Here is a 13,893-nt window from a genome sequence, read left to right on the forward strand (position 1 = left end):
CCGCTCGCATTCAGCGCTTCTTGTTGTACACGTGCGTGGTGCTCTTCACACCCTTGGGAAATACGCGACGCACAAGCCCGCGCGCTGCGGCATCGGCCTGCAACACGACGTCACGCACCGGCTCCTCAGGCCGCCCGCGAAACGAGGTCGGGTGAAAGTATTCGGCGTCGCCCACCGGGTGATCCGAGAAATAGTAGTTCGACACGCAGCAGCGCTGCTCCGTGCTCACGTTCTTCGACACGGAATGCCACGAGTGCTGGTTCGTCACCATCACGGCGAGCCGGTTGAAGCGGCTCACGATCGTCGTTGGCTCGGCTTTCGTGCCTTGCGGCCAGACTTCGAGGTTGCCGCCCTTCTCCAGCGACCAGTCCGGCGAAACGTAATAAAGCAGATTCAGCACGCGATAACGTTCGCGATCCTTGTCGTGCGAGTTGTCGAGATGCGGGTTGAGGAAGTGGCCCGGTCCCATCATCGAGATGCCGCCAGCGTAAAGATGCTCGTCCGGATAGAGTGAGCGCAGGCCGGTGATCTCCTTGACGAGTTCAACCACGCGCGGCGTCTGGAACGCGAAGATGATCTCTTCGAGTAGCGGCGCGTGCGCGTCCATTTGCGCCGACACGTATTTAAGCTCACGCAAACTTTTGCGCAACATCATCTTCGACGCATCGGGAAAGGCCGTGCGAATCGCACGTGCAACGTCTTCCGGGAGTACGTCGTCGATATGGAAGTGGTTGACGGGCGCCGTCTGCATCCATTGTTCGTTCAGTCGCGCGCGTTCTGTTTCGAGGCGCTCCGCGATGCGCGCGCCGAGTTCGGTGCGATCCATGATGACTGCCCTGCCTTGATTGTTTTGCTTTCGATAACGCAGCGGGGCGTCACGATACCTGAACGGCCCCGGGTCGTTGCGCATGCTCGGGCTCTGCCCGCATCCTGGCCAGCGCCTGCCCCACCGCTTCCTGCGCGCGCGCCGCCAGCTTGCGCCGGTCGTCGCCGGCCTCGATCGCCTCGCCCACATAAACATGAGCGGTCAGCGGCCCAGCCTTGAGCATCGCGTCGAGCGAATCCTTGAGCGAAAGGTCGTCGATATACGCCGGCGCCACCGACTGCCGCCCTTGCGCATCCTCATACAAAATGCACAGCGGTTGCACGGGCCGCCCAGCCGACACCGCCGCCTGGAACATGTTCGAGTGAAACGGCTTGAGCGCGAGCCCATCCGAGGTCGTGCCTTCGGGGAACACGCACATGAGCTCGCCGCGCGTCAGACGCTCGGCCAGTTCATGCATGATGCGTTTCGCATCGCTGCGCTTCTCGCGCTCGATGAACACGGTGTCGAGGTTCTGCGCGAACCAGCCGATCAGCGGCCAGTTGCGGATCTCGGCCTTCGAGACGAACGGCGTGGGACGCCACGCGTTGATCACGTAGATATCGATCCACGAAATGTGGTTGCTCACGACGAGCGCGCCCGCGTCGAGCCGCGCCGAATCGTTATGCACGACGAGCTTCATGCCACACAGCTCGAGCATCTTGAGGGACCATGCGCGGTTCATGGCGTGGCGCCGGTCGGCGCTTGCGCGCGGAAAACGCAGCGCGACGGTCAAGGCGCCGCGCAGCAGATGCGCGAGCAGGCGGGTCTTGCGGATGAAAAGGCACATGTTTGACGATAGGCGGAATCGCGTGATCCTAGCAGATCTGCATGACACAAATCTGTCATGCGCGCTCGAAACCTCATTCGCAACTCAATCGAACCCGCGCTCAAAGCCAATCCGCCCCGCCACGAGCGTGGCGCGCACCACGGCGGGCAGTTCATAGCCGAGGAACGGCGTGTTGTGCCCCTGACTCTTGAGCGCGCGCGGCTCGACGCGCCAGTGCCCATGGGGATCGAACACGCAGAGGTCTGCGCTCGCGCCCACGGCAAGCCGTCCCGCGTCGCGTCGCATCACCGCAGCCGGCGCCGACGTCACATGGCCGAGCGCCTTCGCGAGCGGCACGCGCGCTTCCTGTGCCCATTTCACTGTGAGCGAGAGGAACAGTTCGAGGCCCGTCGCACCCGGCGTCGCTTCGGCGAACGGCAGCAGCTTCTCGTCGTCGTCCACGGGTGTATGTTGGGAGCAGATCGCGTCGATCGTGCCGTCGGCGAGGCCCGCGCGAATCGCCTCGCGATCGCGCTGCTGGCGCAGCGGCGGGTCGAGCCGGAACTGCGCGTCGAAATAGCCGATGTCCATGTCGATCAGATGCAGATGGTTGGCCGTCACGTCGCAGGTCACGGGCAGGCCCTCGACTTTCGCGGCGCGCACGAGCGCCACGCCCGCCGCCGACGAAAGGTGCTGCACGTGCACGCGCGCGCCGGTCACGCGCATCAGTTCGAACAGCGTATGCAGCGCAATCGTCTCCGCGCTCACTGGTACGCCGGAGAGACCCAGGCGCGATGCCACCGCACCGCTCGCGGCCACGCCGCCCTTCGAGAGATACGCGTCCTGAGGACGCAGCCACACGGCGTAGCCATAGGTGCTCGCGTACTGCAGCGCGCGCAGCAGGACCTGGGTATCGGCAATCGGCGTGTCGGCCTGCGTGAAGCCGATGCAGCCCGCCTCGGTCAGCGACACCATCTCGGTGATCACCTCCCCCTTCAGGCCCACGGTGAGCGCGCCGAGCGGATGCACATGCGCACGCGCGAGCTTGCCCGCACGGTACTTGAGCATCTCGACCAGGCCGGCTTCGTCGAGCACGGGGTCGGTGTCCGGCGGACACACAAGGCTCGTCACGCCGCCCGCCAGCGCCGCGCTCATCTCCGAGTCGAGCGTGGCCTTGTGCTCGTAGCCCGGCTCGCGCAGGCGTGCGCTCAGGTCGACGAGACCGGGCGCAACGATAAGGCCGCGCGCATCGAGCATTCTGTCCGCCTGGAAGCCCGCAGGCATCGCACCAAGCGCGACGATCCTGCCCGCTTCGATGTACACGTCCTGCTGCTGTTCAGTCCCAGCCGCCGGATCGATCAGCGTGCCGCCTTGAATATGGATTTTCATCTGCTGCCCTTGTCGTTCTCGCCGCTTCAGTCGTTGTTTCCGGCGACGATACCCATCACCGCCATGCGCACCGCAATGCCGAAGCTAACCTGATCGAGGATCACCGACTGCGGGCCGTCGGCGACCTGCGAGTCGATCTCCACGCCGCGATTCATCGGCCCCGGATGCATGACGATTGCATCCGGTGCGGCGAGCGCGAGGCGCTCGGGCGTCAAGCCCCAGCTCTTGAAGTACTCCTGCGCGGAGGGCAGCAGCGCGCCACTCATGCGCTCGTTCTGCAGGCGCAGCATGATGATGACGTCGACGTCCTTCAGGCCTTCATCGAGGTTATGAAACACGCGCACGCCCATCTGCTCGAGGCCGCCCGGCAGCAGCGTGCGCGGGCCGATGGCGCGCACCTCGGGCACGCCGAGCGTGGTGAGCGCGTGAATGTCCGAGCGCGCCACGCGTGAATGCAGGATGTCGCCCACGATCGCCACGCGCAGGCTAGTAAAGTCGCGCTTGTAGTGGCGGATCGTGTACATGTCGAGCAGCCCTTGCGTCGGGTGCGCGTGGCGGCCGTCGCCGGCGTTGATCACGTGCACGTGCGGCGCGCAGTGTTCGGCGATCAGGTACGGCGCGCCGCTCGACGCGTGGCGCACGACGAACATGTCGGCGTGCATCGCCGAAAGGTTGCCGATGGTGTCGAGCAGCGATTCGCCCTTGCTCGTCGACGAAGCGTTGATGTTCAGGTTGAGCACGTCCGCCGAAAGACGCTTGGCCGCGATCTCGAAGGTGGTGCGCGTGCGCGTGGAGTTCTCGAAGAACAGGTTGAACACCGACTTGCCGCGCAAGAGCGGCACTTTCTTCACGTCGCGGTCGGTCACGCTCACGAACTGCGTGGCGGTGTCGAGAACATGCGTGAGGATCGCGCGAGAGAGCCCCTCGATCGACAACAAATGTTTGAGCTCGCCGTTCTTCGTGAGCTGCGGATTGCCCTTGAGGAAGCCGTAACGAAAACGCGTGTCGTCCGCTGGGGACGCTGCGGGCGCGGGTTGTGGGTTCATCGCGTGATTCCTGATCTGATGGGCGACGCGTGGCCAGCGTGCATGCCAGTACCTCAGCCATCGCCGCCGCCGAAAGTGTTCGATGCGCGCGTCAGGCGCCGCTGCCCGGCTCGACGTGAAAAGCGAAGAGACCGTCCGCGCTGTGTGCGAGCACAAGCGTCTCGCGCGTACCGACGCTCACCGCGCCGCCGGTGAAACGCGCGGACACCGGCAGCTCGCGCCCGCCGCGTTCGGCGAGCACCGCGAGTTCGACGGAGGCCGGCCGCCCGTAGTCGTACAGCTCGTTGAGCGCGGCACGCACGGTGCGGCCCGTGTACAGCACGTCGTCGACGAGCAGGATGTGGCGGCCTTCCACTGCGAAGGGAAGCGCCGTCGGGCTTGCCTTGCTGTGCAAGCCCTTCTTCGCGTAGTCGTCGCGGTGCAGCACGACGTTGAGCACGCCCCATTCGAGCGCGCCAACATCCTGCGCGAGCCGCTCGGCGATCCATGCGCCGCCGCTATGAATGCCGACGATCGCCACGCCGCCGGGCGCGCCGAACGCATCGGCGGGATACGCCGCGCGGATCTCGTCAAGAAGGGCGCAATACAGCGCTTCAGCGTCGGGAATGATCATCGGGTAACTCGCAGGCTGGTCAGAGCGGGAGTTCGTCGAGGTACTGCTGGAGAATCACGGAGGCCGCTTCGGCGTCGACATGTTCGACGCGTTCGCCGCGCTCGCGCAGCCGCGCTTCGGCATCGACGGACGAATAGCGCTCGTCCACCCACACCACCCGCAGACCGAAGCGGCCGCCCAGCTGGTTGCCAAAGCGCTTTGCGTGCTGCGTCATGAAGTGCGGCGTGCCGTCCGGATGGCACGGCAGGCCGACCACCAGCAGATCGGGCTGCCATTCGCGCAGCAGTTCGCCTATCGCTTCGAAACGGTAGTCGCGGCTTTTGTTCGGAATGACGGTGAGCGGCCGGGCGCTGCGCGTGAGCGCATTGCCGAGCGCGACGCCGATGCGCTTTTCGCCGTAATCGAACGCAAGCAAGGTGGCCTCGCCGGCCCCTCGCCCAGCAGCCACGCTCATGCGTGGCCCGCCTCGCCCGAGAGCATCGAAGAAGAAATGCCGAGCAGTGCGAGCGCCGCCTCGAAGCGCTCTTCGGCGGGCACGTCGAAGACGATCTTCGGATCGGCCTCGACCGTAAGCCAGCCGTTCTTCGAAATTTCGTCCTCGAGTTGACCCGCGCCCCAGCCTGCGTGGCCGAGCGTGAGGAGGAAGCGCTCAGGGCCGTTGCCGTTGGCGACGGCTTCGAGCACGTCCTTCGACGTGGTCATCTCGAGGCCGCCCGGCACCGACATCGAAGACGTGTAGTTCGTGCCCTCGGCTTTCGCGTGCAGCACGAAGCCCCGCTCGGTCTGCACCGGACCGCCGAAATAGACGGGCACGTGCAGGAGCGGCTCGATTTCGAGCTTCAGGTCGATGCGGGAAAAGAGCGCCTCGAGATCGATGTCGGTGGGCCGATTGATGACGAGACCGAGCGCGCCGCGCTCCGAATGATCGCAAAGGTAGACCACCGTTCCTGAAAACGTGGGGTCCGCCATGTTCGGCATGGCGATCAGGAACTGGTTGGTCAGATTGATGCGATCGGTACTCTTGGACATGGTTTGAATTCTAGCAAAGACGATGCGCAATGGCGGCGCGCTGCCGGGCCGGAGGTCGGGCGCCCGATGGCCGCCTCGCACCTTGCCGGCCGCTACGCGTTGCGCATTGCACGGAATGGCTCACTCTAACACGCGCATGCTGTGACCTTGCAAGGCAATGGGCCGATGGCGCAAGGCCGATGCCTGACTCTGCGACGTACGGCCCGCGCCGCGAATCCAGAGGCCGGGTGCGGTCAGTGGGCAATATTTTGCACTGCAACTTGCGCCGCGCCGTTGACGATCGCCGCCCCGAGCGCTCGCACTACGGGCCCGGCATCGGGCTGCGCGACGCCCGCCGCGACCTTGTGCAGCATGGCGCGCAGGGCCTCGCTGGCGTGCTCGATCGCCTCGGCGCCGGGCGCCTGGATCGACGGCGCGCCCCGCGCCTCGAGGGCCAAGAGCGTTGCCGCGTGCGCGGTGCGCCGCCACGCGAGGCCCAGCGCATCCGCGAGCTGGCCGATGTGACCGAGCCCGAGCGCCCAGGCCGCGGCGCCGATGCGGTACGCCGCTTCGGCTGCGACCAGTGCCTCGGCGGGCTCCGGGTTCGCGCCTGCGCCGCGTAACGTCAGGGCGCGCGAGTGGGTACCGAGCGCGATCATCGCCGCATCGGCAGTCTGCAGGAAATCTTCATACGCGTTGCCGTTCACGACCAGCGCGCCCAACTCGCGTGTTGGCGCCACGCGCGCCGCGAGCGCGCCGGCCTGCGCGCTGCCGGCTTCCCACAGCGCTTCCGAAGCTTGCGTGCCGGCGATGTGCCATTCCACGGTCAAGCCGTAGTCATGCAGCAGATCGACATCCGCGGTGTCTTCCGCCGCGGCCCCGAAGAGCGCGTAGTCGCGCCACAGCAACGCCAGCGTCGAGCGTACGAGCGTTTGCGGCGCGAAGCGCAGGCCGCGCGCATGCTCGCCGATCAGCAGGTTGCAACGCGCGTAAAGGCGCCGCACGCCCTCGTCGCCCCACGACGCCACGCCGCGCCGCAGCGCGCGTCCGCACGCCGCAGCCAGTCGCCAGAAGTCGTAAGGATCGGAGCTCGATAGCTCGGCCATGCAGACGTCCATCTCGTCGAACGCGGCGAGCGCGAGCGCGCTGGCCGCGCGGCTGCCGTTGCCGAACTGCGATTTCAGCGCATGCAGGAGCGCCTGCTCGAAACGCGCACGCACCTGGCCAAAGCGCTGCGCCGGCTGGGGATGCAACGAGGCGGGCGCAAGCGGCCGTCCCAGCAGTGCGATGTCCTCGTAGGCGAGTCCGATACCCGGCATGTGCTCGGCGAGCGCGGCCACCATCGCGTGCTGCCGCGCGAAAAGCGCGGGCGAGCACGCCAGCTCGCGCAGATTGCGGCGTTCCAGTGCGGCGACGAGTTCTTTGAGCGCTTCACTGAACAGGAGACGGAATTCCGCGCCCTGCGCTTCCTCGGGCGCATGAAGCGGCCGCGCAGGCAAGCCGGGCGGCGGCGCGACGGGCACCGGCGCGGCGAGCGCGAGCGGGGAAGCGAGGAGCAGCGTGTCGGCAAAGCGCGCGGCGGCAAGCCAGCCGGCGTCGTGCAGCGTGCGGGCGGCCTGGCGCAGCGGCCGGGCGACGTCGCGCTGCTCTTCGAGCGCGGCAAGCGCCTGGGCGAGCGCGCCATGCGCGAACGGTACCGTGCCGCCGCGCGGATTCGGCAACGCTTCGAACCGCACATCAGAGCTTGAAGGATGACTCATAGGGCAGCGCCGAAAACGTTAGCGGGCCGACCAGGCGGGCGATCTCGACAATCGCGGCGGCAAGCGCAAACGCGATGCCCGCCGTTGCGACACCGCACTCCACACCCGCCACACTTCTGGAATCTGCAGCCAGACTGCGCGCCGGCAATCGCCAGCTACCTGAGCAACGCGCTCAGATCTGGACCATCTCGAAGTCTTCCTTGCGCGCGCCGCACTCGGGGCAGGTCCAGTTGATCGGGACATCCTCCCAGCGCGTGCCGGGGGCAATGCCTTCGTCTGGCAAACCGGCTTCTTCGTCGTAAATCCAGCCGCAGATCAGGCACATCCAGCTTCTATATTCCATTCTTATGCCGCGTCGAAAAGTCCGAAACCAGTCGGAAAAAAAATCGGGGAAACGAGAGCCATGATGGTACCTTGTTGCCGTTTCCATGCCTAGCAAGAGGAAATCTGGCCTGCACGGGATCAAACGAAATGCGTCGCCGCAAGCGGCCCGTGCAGCGCGAAAAAATCCTCGCGCGCGCCGGGGTCATCCGTCCCCCGGATTCATCGATAAGCCGCATAATTGAAGCATTCTCTTATGACGGCACGGTACGCCGCGCCCGAAGTCCAAATCCATCTCGCCACGTTCATGCCCAGCGACACCCCTCCCATCGTCCTCACCTTCGGCCTTTCCGACCCGACGGGCGGCGGCGGACTGCAAGCCGACCTGCTCACGCTCGCCAGCATGGGATGCCATGGCGTCACCGCGCTGACCGGTTACACGGTGCGCGACTCCGCGGGTTGCGACGAAGTGACCGGGCTCGATCCGGAAACCGTCGCCACCCAGGCGCGCATGCTGCTCGAAGACATGCCCATCGCGGCGTTCAAGGTAGGCGCAGGCGCGCGTGCCGAGGTCGTGAGCGCAATCGCGGAAGTGGTCGCCGACTACGACGACGTGCCGCTCATCCTCGCTCCCGATTTCACGCTCGACGACGAGCACGTACTCGCCGCCGACGAACTGCGTGAAGCCATGGCTGACCTGCTCGTGCCGCAGACCACGCTGCTCGTGGCCGACTCCGCTACGCTGATCGCGCTCGCGCAACCGGACGGCGACGCGGAGGCGCCCAGCGTCGACGCCGCCATCGCGCACCTGCTCGCCATGGGCTGCGAGTACATCCTGGCGATGGAAACGGGCACGCATCGCGTCGTCAACACGCTGTACTGCGAAGACGGCCAGTTGCGCCAGGACCTGTGGGACCGCTCCATGCAGCCGATGATGGGCCTGACCGATACGCTCGGCGCCGCCATCGCCGCGCTGCTCGCGAACGGCCAGGAGCCGCCCGAGGCCGTGCGCGAGGCGCAGGAGTATGTGTATCAGGCGGTGCAGAGCGCGTTCAGGCCAGGCATGGGCGCATGGCTGCCTGACCGGTTCTTCTGGGCGCGGAGCAACGACGCTGACACGGACGAGGCCTCGCCCGGCGAAGCGAAGCAATAACGCTCGGGGCGCTGCGGCACGCACAAAATACGCAAATCCCACAGACGAAAAAACCCGCATCGCTGCGGGTTTTTTCTTTTCGGGCCAGGGAAACACGCCTTGCGGCGCGTCCCCTGCACTTCGATGTAATTTCGGCGTGAGCCTGGATTACATGTCCATGCCCATGCCACCCATGCCGCCAGGCATGCCGCCAGGCATCGGAGCATCTTCCTTCGGCACTTCAGCAACGGCTGCGTCCGTCGTCAGGAGCAGGCCAGCCACCGAAGCTGCGTTTTGCAGCGCGGTACGCGTGACCTTCGTCGGGTCGACCACGCCGGCTTCCACGAGGTCGCCGTACTCGCCGGTCGCTGCGTTGTAGCCGTAGTTGCCCGAACCAGCGGCAACCGCTGCCACGACGACCGAAGCTTCTTCGCCGCCGTTCGTGACGATCTGGCGCAGCGGCTCTTCCATGGCGCGCAGGACGATCTTGATACCTGCGTCCTGGTCGGCGTTAGAACCCTTCACGCCGGCAATTGCCGTACGTGCACGGATCAGCGCAACGCCGCCGCCCGGGACGATGCCTTCTTCAACGGCAGCGCGGGTTGCGTGCAGCGCGTCTTCCACGCGTGCCTTCTTTTCCTTCATTTCGACTTCGGTCGCAGCGCCGACCTTGATCACTGCCACGCCGCCTGCCAGCTTGGCAACGCGCTCTTGCAGCTTTTCACGGTCGTAGTCCGACGTCGCTTCTTCGATTTGCGTGCGGATCTGCTTCACGCGCGCTTCGATGTTCACGGCTTCGCCAGCGCCGTCGATGATCGTCGTGTTTTCCTTGCCCACTTCGATGCGCTTGGCTTGGCCCAGTTCGGCCAGCGTTGCCTTTTCGAGTGTGAGGCCGGTTTCTTCCGCGATGACCTGGCCGCCGGTCAGGATCGCGATGTCTTCCAGCATGGCCTTGCGACGGTCGCCGAAGCCCGGAGCCTTGACGGCGACGGTCTTCAGGATGCCACGGATGTTGTTGACGACCAGCGTTGCGAGCGCTTCGCCTTCGACGTCTTCAGCGATGATCAGCAGCGGACGGCCAGCCTTCGCGACTTGTTCCAGAACCGGCAGCAGATCGCGGATGTTCGAGATCTTCTTGTCGAACAGCAGGACGAACGGGCTTTCCAGCACGGCGACTTGCTTGTCCGGGTTGTTGATGAAGTACGGCGAGAGGTAGCCGCGATCGAACTGCATACCTTCGACGACTTCCAGCTCGTCTTGCAGCGACTTGCCGTCTTCGACGGTGATGACGCCTTCCTTGCCGACCTTGTCCATCGCTTCAGCGATACGGTCGCCGATCGACGTGTCGCTGTTGGCCGAGATCGAGCCGACTTGCGCGATTTCCTTGTTGGTCGTGCAGGGCTTGCTGACCTTGCGCAGCTCTTCGATTGCTGCGGCGACGGCCTTGTCGATGCCGCGCTTGAGGTCCATCGGGTTCATGCCCGATGCGACGTACTTCATGCCTTCGCGGACGATCGACTGGGCCAGAACCGTAGCCGTCGTCGTGCCGTCACCGGCGTTGTCGCTGGTCTTGGAAGCGACTTCCTTGACCATTTGCGCGCCCATGTTCTGGAGCTTGTCCTTGAGCTCGATTTCCTTTGCGACCGAGACACCGTCCTTGGTGACCGTCGGGCCGCCGAACGAGCGCTCGAGAACCACGTTGCGGCCCTTCGGACCCAGCGTGACCTTCACTGCGTTGGCGAGAATGTTCACGCCTTCAACCATCTTGGAACGGGCGGAATCGCCGAACACGACGTCTTTAGCTGCCATCTTCTAACTCCTTGGATTCTTGAATAGTGAGCGGTGGAATGAACTTACTTGTTCACCACGGCCATGATGTCTTCTTCGCGCATCACGAGCAGTTCGTTGCCGTCGACCTTGACGGTCTGGCCAGCGTACTTGCCGAACAGGACGCGATCGCCGACCTTCACGTCGAGCGCGATCAGGGCGCCCTTGTCGTCGCGCTTGCCCGGGCCGATGGCCAGGACTTCGCCTTGATCCGGCTTTTCTGCCGCTGCGTCCGGGATCACGATGCCCGAAGCGGTCTTGGTTTCTTGATCCAGGCGCTTGACGATCACGCGATCATGCAAAGGACGAAGGTTCATGGATAGATCCTCTCTCTTGATTAGGACTTGAAGCGACTCAAGAAAACCTGGCTGCCGGTAACCGCCAGCCAGAGAAGTTTGTGCACCGAGCGTTGTTAGCACTCTCATTCGGTGAGTGCTAATTATATGGACGAGGAATGACAAATTCAAGAAGGGGCGGAAGGGAGAATTTTCGTTGAGATCGAGACAACCTGGGAGCCACTTTCGCCGACCGAAGTTAGAACTACCGGCTACCGGAATTGAGTGCCATATTGAAATATTTTCAATTAAAAACAATACGATAGGCCTCAATGACACTCGATTCCTCAGGGAACCGCATGAATCTGGGGGCAGATATATCCAGCCAGCACGCCCGGACCTGCTGAGCCATTTGGGACGTCTCTCGGGGAAATCCCCAACGTCGATCAATTTTGGTGCCATATCACTGTGCCACGGGCGGGCCTGACTTGAGTCCGTTCGTCCGGGCAGGCAGCGTATATGTGCGGTAGGCAACACTGGCAATTTGCGTATGAATGGAAAATCACTCATATGATCTTTCAAGCGGCCGCACCCGGTCAGGCGCCGCCGCTCTCCTGCGCATGCAGATCGTGGGTTCCGCGAGGCCTCGCCGATCGCTTCAACGACGATCCTGAACATGCCGAAATGGCGTCGCCATGACGGTGGAACGACAGCATGTCCGCTCAGATGACCTGGAACCCGAGTTTCCCCACACCGTGCAAGTTCTGCGGCGGGGCACTCTACCAGCACGTCGATTCCTGCCCTTACTGCGGCACGGATCGACCGCTCGACACGGCTGCGCACGCGCGCCCGAAAGCGACGACAAGAGTCTTTCGGTCGGCAGCAGCGCCTATGCCTGCCGTCGCGAAGGTATCGCTTGCCGGCGCGGCCATATCCGGTCGCCCATCGGTGCAGGCCGACTATTTGCACCACTATCGACTCGAGGATCAGCGGCCGTTCTGGCACACGGGGAAAAGGCATTTCGTGAAGGGCGTATTGCTCGTCTGGCTGATCGTCGCAATCGCATACGTTGCGTTTCTGCTGTACGGAGAAAGGCGCGGGCAGGAAAGAGAAGTACGCGCCGCACGCGCGAACTTCGCCGAGAAAAGCATGCCAAGCACGAATGCCGCACTCACGCGCGAGGCGAACAACGGGCAAGCGCGCGAGATGCAGCGCGACAGCGCACCGGTGGAGCAAAGCCGCGATGACGCGTTGCAAAGCGCGGAACGATGTGCTTCGCAACGTGCCTGGGATTGTGTGCGAGAACAGGCATCGAAGGCGCTGGCAATTGATCCTGGCAGCGTGCACGCGCGATCGTTGATGGAGCGCGCCATCGTGGCGACGGGCTGGTCCCCGCTGGGTTCGCCGAATGGCGCCGCGCAGGCGGATGCGAGCGCGCCACTGCCGCGCGGCGCAAGCACCGTACCGCTGCCTTCGTCGCGAGACTGGGGCGCCGCCAGACCGGCCATACCGGACGACCCGGTCACCGCTGCGTCCCCGCCCCCGCTGCCGGGCGCGACCAGCGCATCGGCGAGCGGGAATCCACCGGACCCCGCCAAGGCGAGCGCGAGCGTTACAACATCTGCCGCCAGTCCGGCAAGTGACGAAAACGGCGTCGATGCCGAGGAGCGCGCGATTCTCCAGCTTGGGTGGAAACACGCCGCGTCCTCCGAAGCCAGTCATTGAAGAGGATTTGCGAATATTCGAGCGTGCCGTACAACGTACACAAAGGCGGGAGAGAGACCATGCTGAAAGCGATACTCGCGGGACTGGCGGCGCTGATCATTCAGCTTTTTTCGACGGCCGCGCTCGCCGCCGCAGCAGACGCGAACTACAAGATCGTGACCGGTCCGGAGCGCGGCACCTACATTCAGATCGGCCAGGATCTGGCGAAATGGGTGGCACCGCCGGCGGGCATCGACCTCGAAGTGATTCCGTCGAAAGGCTCGGCGGAAAACGTGCAGCGCATGCGCTTCGAGCCCGGCGTGAAGCTCGCGCTCGTGCAGTCCGACGTCTACCAGGCCTACGTCGACATGGCCAATTCCGGCAACGAAGAGGCCGGCACGCTGATACGGCCGCTACGGCTCATCATGCCGCTCTACGACGAGGAGATTTACTTTGTCGTGCGTAACGACTCGCCGATGAAGACGATCAACGAGATCAAGGACAAGGCGATCAGCGTCGGCCTGATCGGCAGCGGCACCGCGCAGTCGGCGACGACGCTGTACCGCCTCATGTTCGGCCAGCCCATTCCCGAGCAGAACGCGCAACACCTGAGCAACGAAGACGCGCTGGCCGCGCTCATCGTCAAGAAGATCGATGTGGCGATCATCGTCGCCGGGCAGCCCGCGAAGCTCTTTACCGACATGAACCCCGAACTGCTGCAGCAGATCCGCTTCCTGCGCGTCGATCCGAACGCGCCAGAAACGGCGCGCGCAAAGCAGACTTACTATCCCGCGACGATCCATGTGTCGAGTTACCCGAACTGGCTCAAGGAAGACGTGCCGACGTGGACGGTCAAGGCGTTTCTCGTCACCTACGACTACAACCTGCGCGATACGGTCGGCAACCTGAGGCGCTTTGCCGATTCGCTCTGCGAGAACTTCACCAACCTGCAGGAGCACGGCCATCCGAAATGGAAGCAGGTCAAGCTCGAACTGCCGGGCCTCGGCAAAGGCTGGCAATACTATCCGCCCGTCGAGCGACGTCTGAAGGCGTGTTTCGCGCATCGTGCCGCGGTGCAGGCGGCCGCGCCGCCGCGCGCCGCCGCCATGGAACAGGTCAATGCGCGGCCGTGCCCGGACCAGGAGCGACTGCTGCTGCTTTGCAAGTAATTTGACACGGAATGGACA

At 64.5% G+C, this 13,893-nt stretch carries 14 protein-coding genes; 3 read left to right on the forward strand and 11 right to left on the reverse strand.

What is annotated here, in order from left to right:
* Positions 1-10 precede the first annotated feature (10 nt).
* The 9 genes from C7411_RS32840 to C7411_RS32880 form a co-directional block, all read right to left on the reverse strand.
* A complete protein-coding gene (locus C7411_RS32840) occupies positions 11-826 on the reverse strand; it encodes a 2OG-Fe(II) oxygenase (protein ID WP_110388288.1) in 816 nt (271 codons plus the stop codon).
* Between the two features lie 49 nt (positions 827-875).
* Entirely contained in the window at positions 876-1,652 is a 777-nt protein-coding gene (locus C7411_RS32845) for a lysophospholipid acyltransferase family protein (RefSeq protein ID WP_110388289.1), read from the reverse strand.
* Between the two features lie 84 nt (positions 1,653-1,736).
* A complete protein-coding gene (locus C7411_RS32850) occupies positions 1,737-3,020 on the reverse strand; it encodes a dihydroorotase (protein ID WP_110388290.1) in 1,284 nt (427 codons plus the stop codon).
* A gap of 26 nt (positions 3,021-3,046) precedes the next feature.
* Positions 3,047-4,066: an aspartate carbamoyltransferase catalytic subunit gene (locus tag C7411_RS32855; RefSeq protein ID WP_110388291.1), complete on the reverse strand. Its 1,020-nt coding sequence runs from the start codon at positions 4,064-4,066 to the stop codon at positions 3,047-3,049.
* Positions 4,067-4,157: 91 nt separating this feature from the next.
* On the reverse strand, positions 4,158-4,679 hold the full coding sequence (pyrR, locus tag C7411_RS32860) for a bifunctional pyr operon transcriptional regulator/uracil phosphoribosyltransferase PyrR (RefSeq protein ID WP_110388292.1): 522 nt from the start codon (positions 4,677-4,679) through the stop codon (positions 4,158-4,160).
* 19 nt (positions 4,680-4,698) lie between these two features.
* Positions 4,699-5,133 (reverse strand): Holliday junction resolvase RuvX, encoded by a 435-nt coding sequence (ruvX, locus tag C7411_RS32865; RefSeq protein ID WP_110388293.1) that lies wholly within the window; start codon positions 5,131-5,133, stop codon positions 4,699-4,701.
* Positions 5,130-5,708: a YqgE/AlgH family protein gene (locus tag C7411_RS32870; protein ID WP_110388294.1), complete on the reverse strand. Its 579-nt coding sequence runs from the start codon at positions 5,706-5,708 to the stop codon at positions 5,130-5,132. Before C7411_RS32870 ends, ruvX begins: the two co-directional genes overlap by 4 nt.
* 233 nt (positions 5,709-5,941) lie before the next feature.
* On the reverse strand, positions 5,942-7,447 hold the full coding sequence (locus C7411_RS32875; RefSeq protein ID WP_110388295.1) for a hypothetical protein: 1,506 nt from the start codon (positions 7,445-7,447) through the stop codon (positions 5,942-5,944).
* A gap of 172 nt (positions 7,448-7,619) precedes the next feature.
* On the reverse strand, positions 7,620-7,790 hold the full coding sequence (locus C7411_RS32880; protein ID WP_008342674.1) for a rubredoxin: 171 nt from the start codon (positions 7,788-7,790) through the stop codon (positions 7,620-7,622).
* Positions 7,791-8,075: 285 nt separating this feature from the next.
* Here C7411_RS32880 and C7411_RS32885 point away from each other — a divergent pair, with 285 nt between their 5' ends.
* Positions 8,076-8,921 carry a hydroxymethylpyrimidine/phosphomethylpyrimidine kinase gene (locus C7411_RS32885; protein WP_110388328.1) on the forward strand — a complete coding sequence of 282 codons (846 nt, stop codon included), beginning with the start codon at positions 8,076-8,078 and terminating at the stop codon, positions 8,919-8,921.
* Positions 8,922-9,068: 147 nt separating this feature from the next.
* On the opposite strand, the gene groL is transcribed toward C7411_RS32885, so the two are convergent.
* Positions 9,069-10,709 (reverse strand): chaperonin GroEL, encoded by a 1,641-nt coding sequence (gene groL, locus C7411_RS32890; protein ID WP_110388296.1) that lies wholly within the window; start codon positions 10,707-10,709, stop codon positions 9,069-9,071.
* Between the two features lie 44 nt (positions 10,710-10,753).
* The gene (gene groES / locus C7411_RS32895; protein ID WP_028202123.1) at positions 10,754-11,044 is read right to left on the reverse strand and encodes a co-chaperone GroES; all 291 of its coding nucleotides are present in this window, start codon (positions 11,042-11,044) and stop codon (positions 10,754-10,756) included.
* An 849-nt stretch (positions 11,045-11,893) separates the two neighbouring features.
* Between groES and C7411_RS37715 the strand changes: the two genes are divergently transcribed.
* Complete coding sequence (locus C7411_RS37715) at positions 11,894-12,727, forward strand: hypothetical protein (protein ID WP_165822939.1); 834 nt, start codon at positions 11,894-11,896, stop codon at positions 12,725-12,727.
* Between the two features lie 59 nt (positions 12,728-12,786).
* Complete coding sequence (locus C7411_RS32905) at positions 12,787-13,875, forward strand: TAXI family TRAP transporter solute-binding subunit (protein WP_110388297.1); 1,089 nt, start codon at positions 12,787-12,789, stop codon at positions 13,873-13,875.
* Positions 13,876-13,893 lie beyond the last annotated feature (18 nt).

Origin of the sequence: Paraburkholderia silvatlantica, from assembly GCF_003096715.1 — a bacterium.
In the GTDB taxonomy this organism is placed as follows: domain Bacteria; phylum Pseudomonadota; class Gammaproteobacteria; order Burkholderiales; family Burkholderiaceae; genus Paraburkholderia; species Paraburkholderia silvatlantica.

What these genes read in the sequence shown, in the direction of transcription:
- C7411_RS37715 (WP_165822939.1), top strand. Translation starts at nt 11,894, where the DNA reads ATGCCTGCCGTCGCGAAGGTATCGCTTGCCGGCGCGGCCATATCCGGT.
- C7411_RS32855 (WP_110388291.1), bottom strand. Translation starts at nt 4,066, where the DNA reads ATGAACCCACAACCCGCGCCCGCAGCGTCCCCAGCGGACGACACGCGT.
- groES (WP_028202123.1), bottom strand. Translation starts at nt 11,044, where the DNA reads ATGAACCTTCGTCCTTTGCATGATCGCGTGATCGTCAAGCGCCTGGAT.
- C7411_RS32840 (WP_110388288.1), bottom strand. Translation starts at nt 826, where the DNA reads ATGGATCGCACCGAACTCGGCGCGCGCATCGCGGAGCGCCTCGAAACA.
- pyrR (WP_110388292.1), bottom strand. Translation starts at nt 4,679, where the DNA reads ATGATCATTCCCGACGCTGAAGCGCTGTATTGCGCCCTTCTTGACGAG.
- C7411_RS32845 (WP_110388289.1), bottom strand. Translation starts at nt 1,652, where the DNA reads ATGTGCCTTTTCATCCGCAAGACCCGCCTGCTCGCGCATCTGCTGCGC.
- C7411_RS32850 (WP_110388290.1), bottom strand. Translation starts at nt 3,020, where the DNA reads ATGAAAATCCATATTCAAGGCGGCACGCTGATCGATCCGGCGGCTGGG.
- C7411_RS32885 (WP_110388328.1), top strand. Translation starts at nt 8,076, where the DNA reads ATGCCCAGCGACACCCCTCCCATCGTCCTCACCTTCGGCCTTTCCGAC.
- groL (WP_110388296.1), bottom strand. Translation starts at nt 10,709, where the DNA reads ATGGCAGCTAAAGACGTCGTGTTCGGCGATTCCGCCCGTTCCAAGATG.
- ruvX (WP_110388293.1), bottom strand. Translation starts at nt 5,133, where the DNA reads ATGAGCGTGGCTGCTGGGCGAGGGGCCGGCGAGGCCACCTTGCTTGCG.
- C7411_RS32880 (WP_008342674.1), bottom strand. Translation starts at nt 7,790, where the DNA reads ATGGAATATAGAAGCTGGATGTGCCTGATCTGCGGCTGGATTTACGAC.
- C7411_RS32875 (WP_110388295.1), bottom strand. Translation starts at nt 7,447, where the DNA reads ATGAGTCATCCTTCAAGCTCTGATGTGCGGTTCGAAGCGTTGCCGAAT.
- C7411_RS32905 (WP_110388297.1), top strand. Translation starts at nt 12,787, where the DNA reads ATGCTGAAAGCGATACTCGCGGGACTGGCGGCGCTGATCATTCAGCTT.
- C7411_RS32870 (WP_110388294.1), bottom strand. Translation starts at nt 5,708, where the DNA reads ATGTCCAAGAGTACCGATCGCATCAATCTGACCAACCAGTTCCTGATC.